This window comes from Bacillus sp. AFS073361 (assembly GCF_002567005.1).
Lineage (GTDB): Bacteria > Bacillota > Bacilli > Bacillales > Cytobacillaceae > Neobacillus.
In genome coordinates, this window is the sequence record NZ_NUZU01000068.1 from 1 (window position 1) to 6,320 (window position 6,320).

The 6,320-nt window shown below is 34.6% G+C and carries 5 protein-coding genes and 1 tRNA gene; 3 read left to right on the forward strand and 3 right to left on the reverse strand.

Annotation, left to right across the window (positions count from 1 at the left end):
* Positions 1 to 451 precede the first annotated feature (451 nt).
* Complete coding sequence (locus COJ96_RS25255) at positions 452 to 1,852, reverse strand: Ig-like domain-containing protein (protein WP_142333051.1); 1,401 nt, start codon at positions 1,850 to 1,852, stop codon at positions 452 to 454.
* 342 nt (positions 1,853 to 2,194) lie between these two features.
* Between COJ96_RS25255 and COJ96_RS25260 the strand changes: the two genes are divergently transcribed.
* Positions 2,195 to 2,776: a DUF6241 domain-containing protein gene (locus tag COJ96_RS25260; RefSeq protein ID WP_098576540.1), complete on the forward strand. Its 582-nt coding sequence runs from the start codon at positions 2,195 to 2,197 to the stop codon at positions 2,774 to 2,776.
* A 57-nt stretch (positions 2,777 to 2,833) separates the two neighbouring features.
* Here the strand turns inward: COJ96_RS25260 and COJ96_RS25265 are convergent, their stop codons facing one another.
* Complete coding sequence (locus tag COJ96_RS25265; protein ID WP_098576541.1) at positions 2,834 to 3,838, reverse strand: DUF3231 family protein; 1,005 nt, start codon at positions 3,836 to 3,838, stop codon at positions 2,834 to 2,836.
* A gap of 182 nt (positions 3,839 to 4,020) precedes the next feature.
* Here COJ96_RS25265 and yhfH point away from each other — a divergent pair, with 182 nt between their 5' ends.
* Complete coding sequence (gene yhfH / locus COJ96_RS25270; RefSeq protein WP_098576542.1) at positions 4,021 to 4,155, forward strand: protein YhfH; 135 nt, start codon at positions 4,021 to 4,023, stop codon at positions 4,153 to 4,155.
* 247 nt (positions 4,156 to 4,402) lie between these two features.
* Positions 4,403 to 5,140, forward strand: coding sequence for a hypothetical protein (locus COJ96_RS25275; RefSeq protein ID WP_257148633.1), 738 nt, complete (start codon positions 4,403 to 4,405; stop codon positions 5,138 to 5,140).
* Positions 5,141 to 6,227: 1,087 nt separating this feature from the next.
* On the opposite strand, the gene COJ96_RS25285 is transcribed toward COJ96_RS25275, so the two are convergent.
* A tRNA-Lys gene (locus COJ96_RS25285) sits at positions 6,228 to 6,300 on the reverse strand.
* Positions 6,301 to 6,320 lie beyond the last annotated feature (20 nt).

Here is a 6,320-nt window from a genome sequence, read left to right on the forward strand (position 1 = left end):
GTTACGTTGGCTCGTGTTCTACTATATTAATAGAAAAACACGATTAATATTGTTTGTTTGCACGATATTGTTTGTTTGCACGATATTGTTTGTTTGCACGATCTTGTTTGTTTAGTTTTCAAAGAACAATTCGTTTGTCAGAAGCGACATTTATTATTATATCAACTCTCTATCATTATGTCAATATAATTTTTTAACTTTTTTCGCTATCACTTTTAACTACTAAGCCTTCCGTTAAAAGCAACTTTATTATAATAGCACCTTCATTTACATTTTGCAACAAACAGTTTAAATTTTTCTACTGATTTATGGTCAACATTATTCTAGGAAAAATATTCATATAATTTCCTTCAGATCTTCTCTTAGAATTCCATGACTATCACCCCCTTTCCTAATAATGAGAGTAAAATACAAAAAACCAAGGAATTACCCCTTGGCTCATTGATTAGATTTAATGTTTTACAACTACAATCGTTCTCTTTGCACTCTTATTACCTGCCTTATCCTTTGCAGTTACAGCAAGTGTTGTTCCTTTTTTCTGCGCTTTGATTTTTACTGAGTAGTTTCCTTTTGAATCAGCTTTAGCTGAGCCAAGGGTTTTGCTTCCTACTTTCACGGTAACTCTTGAGTTCGCTTCAGCTTTCCCTTTTACTTTTTTATCATTATCATCTACTTTATAAACAGTTGGCTTTTTCGGTGGAATTACATCTGCAACCGTTACCGAAGCACTTGAACTTACATTCCCCGCACGATCTTTAGCACTAACGGTTAATTTCGCCCCTGCTTTTTGAACAGCGATCTTAACAGAAAACGCTCCATTCGATGCTGCTTTCGCCGTTCCTAATACTTTGCTTCCGTTTTTAACCGTAACGGTAGAGCCGGCCTCTGCTTTTCCAGTTACGACTTTGTCATTATTATCAACCTTTTTCACAACTGGTTTGCTTGGGGCAACAACATCTGCAACCGTCACGGTTACACTTGCACTAACATTTCCGGCGCTATCTTTAGCTGTGATAGCTAACTTTGTGCCCGCTTTTTGAACAGCGATCTTTGCTGAGAAAGCACCATTAGACGCTGGCTTGGCAGTTGCTAGTACTGCATTACCACTCTTTACCGTAATGGTAGATCCAGACTCCGCCTTTCCAGTCACAACTGTATCATTGTTATCAACCTTGTTTACACTCGGCTTATTGGGCGCAACATTATCTACAAATCCAGTTACAATTGCATATAAATCTTCTTCTGTATTATCATCATATATGTCATTATCTAGGTCTAGAACACCCACATAGTATGTACCACCTTTAGCTTGGTACGCCTGGTACTCATACCCTTCCGCATCAACTTCAGAGCCTAAATATACTAATTTATCATTCTCAACAAAATCTTTTTGCACTGTTGCGAATCCTAGCTCAATCGCACTTGAGTTAGCACCGCCAGCTACTAATAAAATTCCATCCCTAGGCACAACTACTTTATGAAAATCTAGATCATACAATGGAAGTAATTGACCAATCATTGGTTTTTCATAGGAAGTAGCGTCAGCAGAAACAAAATCATTGTTGGGCTCCAACTCAAGTAAATAATCTTGACTACTAGTAATACCGCTACTTTCAGCACCCATTTTATGAAAACCTTTTGCTGAATATGACGGTGAACCTTTTACTACTTTTTCAAGTTGATTTAGCGCATGAGAATCAATGATACCTTTTTGAAGTGGCTTTTCAACCTGACGTTCAATGAATTTCTTTGAAAAATTATACTCATCCCCTTCTGCCTTAACAGTACCAATAGACGAACTTGAAACTAATAACCCGACGGCAACCAACGATAAGAACCCTTTATTACGCACAAAATCCCTCCGCTAATTCATTATAAAGAACATTTAGCTATACCTATACTACTACATACTTCCCAGCGAGACCATTAGATTCGATAGGCATTTTTCTACAAAAAAATAAACACCGGTACCGTAAAATAATATAATCACACAAGACTATACTAGCAGAAAGTCCATCTCGGACAGGAATAGAGAACTCTTCTTAACCCCATAATAACTAATCTAGTAAATCCAAATCTAGTAATAATGTCGATAGATGTCTTCTTTGAAGGGATTATGTTATGTAAATTAACTAGAATAGTTCTGAATTTTTTGTTAAGTTAAAACTATCCAATACCAACAGGGGGGAATGAAGTGACAAAAGCATCGATCATAATTGGGATTATTTTAGCAGTTTTAATAGGCGTAAAATACGGAGGATTTAATTTCAGCGACAATAAGGCCGCATCTGAAGAAAAACAAGAGAAAGTAGAAGCGAAAGCTGTTCAAGATAATGTCAAAAAAGAGAAGGTAAAGGAGAATAAGAAAGCAGACAAGCAACAGACAGCCAAAATTGGCGGAGTTCAATATGATATTGGGATTGATGACAGCAGTTCACAAGAAGCGGTGATCGAAGTGATGCACAAAATGACACATCAAAAAGTGAAAGCAAAAGAAAAATGGGGGGCCATTCCGATGATTCCCGATACGATTAACCAAGTTTATACCATAGTGAAGAACAGCGAATTCGCGCAAAAAGCTGATTTACTAGCCATTTTAGGTAATTGGAAAAAGGGCATTTTTTCTGAAATAGATGATGACCACAACTATTTCTGGACCTACCAAGGCGGGACAGTCGGCAAAGCTTATGGAATCATGAGCCAATCAGAAGAAGAAACGTTCATCCGGAATAACTTTAAAGAAGAAGATCTCGTAAGTGAAGCAAGCTCCCAATAATAATGGGAGCTGTTATTTTGCCTATTATTCCTACCGGTTTATCTTTTGGTAGACTCATTATTTTTCTTTTGCAATCTCAGCTCTATTAGGGGCTAGTGGCGGCTGTTCTAACCATTTGTTCTGTACCATAAGATTAAACCATTTCTTGGTACCCGTTAGATTGCCAAGGATAAAGCTTTCGTAAGTTGTAACAAGGTCTGTTCGCATAGAAGAGGCTAACCCTGCCCCGTAATAGTTTTGTGCTGCTTGGAAGAAGAAGCCTACATGATACAACATTAATTTATCAGAAAAAGGAGAGACTGTTGATGTCGTTACCTCTGTTTCCCACGATTTTGGAACTGGTAAATTATCTGCTTGCATGATTTTAGACAAGGTTTTTATACGTTTATCAGCCACTTCCACAGCATACGTGAAAAAATTCCTTAATTCCTTTGTTTGAGCCACTTGACTAAATCCAATACCAAGTGTTTTAGCCATAATGCTTTTCTTAATGTTTAATGAAATACTTATCATTTCTATTGCAGATAATCGCCTTTCTTTTGCGAAAAGTCCGTCTGAAAAATCTGTGCTAGAAATAAATTCAGGCTCGTCTGCAGGATAAAAGAAAGGATCTCTTTGAAAATCCCCTTTCTCAAGTAATAAATCAATGGTATTATGATACAATCTTTTTGCATCGTTATCGCAACGATCGTAAAAATCTCTTAGTTCTTTTCTTACAGAAACACTAAATGCAGTGGTATGCCCTAACAATCCGTGCAATGTCATAATATGTAAATAATTCAAACAATAGATATCAGAATAAAGTCTCCCTGCTCCTTCATTCAGATCCGATTCAGTAAATCCAATGGGAACGGGAAATCCCTCTTTTTCTAAAAAGCCTTTTATGGCTGTCTTCTGTTTTTCGAAAGTCTTGATCGCATCCTCAAAAATATTCTTTATTGATTCATCTTCAATAATAGTGAACATATATCTATTTACTACATCTGTCATGGTACCATTGATATACTCTCCCCATAGCGTTCCTATTTCAGAAGATGTCAGTTTAATCTTATCCTGTTCCATATTATCACCTCCTGCTTATTATTTACTGATTCAAAAGGAGTTATGAAAATTACCCAAACCTTAACACTTAATATAAATTTTGATTTATCTAAAAAAGGACTGTACAATTTCCTTTTTTTTATTTATACTGTATTATAACAACAGAAACATTTAATAACTGTATTAATAAAGGGGGATTTACAATGTTAATGAGTCCAGTTGAATTTTTTCGCAATTTGCCAAAGAAGGAATGCACAGAATGCGGGAAGCATATGCAAGAGCAAGCAGAAAGTTACATGATGGACTGTGAACAATGTTTATCCAAAAAAGAAAAGTAAAGTTTGTTAACCCTCCAGCATATTGCTGGGGGTTTTTTATTTTCATATAAGTGAGGGAGAACTCCCAAAAAGATTAATATTGTGAACAATTTCACTTAAACTACCGGGTGCAATACTTTAAGATTGGCTGCCCTTCCTGGTGCAGCTTTTCTTATTAAACTAAAGTGGCAGGTAGAATTAACGAAATCAAAAATGTTGATGACTTTTGTGTTAAGATTTTTGTGAATGAATTAAAGGAGATTTTCACATGAATTTTTTTAAAAATACCTTATCTTATTTGTTTATGTTACCTGCTATCTTAATAGGAACTTTTGCTATGGTTTCAACTGGTGTGTCTCCAAGCATTTGGATTCAAAACATACTGATCTGGTTATTGGGTACCCTTTTGGGTTCTATTTATTTAATGCGTAATAAGGAAAAAAGATTAAGTAAAGGCAATTTTCTTCCAACCATTGTAATCATAGCATTATTAGTTTTTCCATTCTTTTTTACCGGTTCAGACGGGATCCATCGCTGGTTAACTTTTGGACCCATTAATGTATATATAGCAAGTATTATTTTGCCACTATTAATTATTCAGTTATGGAAATTAATATTAAACAATCGTGAAATCTATTCCATAGGATTTTACTTTATTACCTTAATTATATTGTTATTTCATCCAGATGCAGGTCAATTAACTGCATTTGCTTGTGCAACGACTATTATTTTGTGGAAAAAGAATAGTCATTGGAAGATAAAGTTTGTAAGTCTTTTTCTTTCTGTCGTCTTTGTTATCATGTCGTGGGTTTTTCTCGACGATTTAGCACCAGTACCTTATGTAGAAGATATTATCTTTTTAGTAGCAGACCTCGGCATGGTCTGGTTCGTTTTAGGTATTCTGTCTTTACTATTATTATTAAGCCCATTCTTTTTTTACGGTAAAAGAAATATCATATCCTTAACGTTAGGAGTTTATTTCTTAATGACGATGATTGTAACTTAATTTGGGAATTTCCCATTACCAATCATGGGATATGGAATATCACCTATCATCGGTTACTTTATTGCTATCAGTTGGGTTAAAAGGAATACATAAAGGGTTTATTTAAAAACAAAACCATCCTATTATGGATGGTTAAGGAAAATGGACCTGATTTTTCATATAATATCATATTATGATCTTCAGAAAATGAATCTGGGTTGATTAATCATATTTGAGAAAAACACATACAATTTATTACTGTTTGTACTGAGACATTAGTTTCAGTTGTAACAGTAATTGTGTTTATTTTTATCAATCAATAGTGGAACGAACTATTGTGAATGAATTTTTTCTTAATAGTAGAAGATATATAGGGTAAATATTGAATCTAAACATTGGTGTGAATTATTTGAAGAAGATACTTCTACTAATAATCGTTTTTAATTGCAGTATATTGTTAACAGGGTTTACTAAATCAGAAGAGAGGATGATAACTTCTCTGGTTAGTTCGATGATTACTGAATAAATGAAAAAGATGCAGAAGGTTATATTCAAACCTTAAACGATCATTTTATTAGAGTAACTTATGGTGATAGGAATTTCATAAGGGAAAATATTTAAGGATTTTGGGCATGTAGATTTGTTAGAGTTTGAGGTAATATCAATAAAAACTAATATTTCGCATGCCCATTACAAGCTGATATATACAAGTAATAATAAGAAAAAAACGACCTTTTATGGAAAAATGATCCTGGAAAGGACAAAAGAAGGTTGGAAAATTTATTCTGTTTCAGAGGAAGAAGTAACTGGTGCGATGTTTAACAAGTCATCGCCTTTTTTATTTGATTAACGAAGCAGATTGTGAAGTATTTTACTTAAAGTAAAGAGTGCTTGAGTTAAAAGGGATTGCAACACGATCCTTTTTCTTCTTTTATTGGATATTTAAACTTATTTTAAAAACTTGGAAAGTACAAACTGTACAGAAATGATTGCTGATGAAAGGGGATATAAAGCAATGTTACGAGTTTTTCAAAGGAGTTGAAAACGAAGGAAAAATTGGGCTTCGAACCCGGCAATACCGCACAACTTTTATTTTAATTATAAATAGTGAGCCATGAAGGACTCGAACCTTCGACCCTCTGATTAAAAGTCAGATGCTCTACCAACTGAGCTAATGGCTCAAAAAATGGTGCCGGCGAGA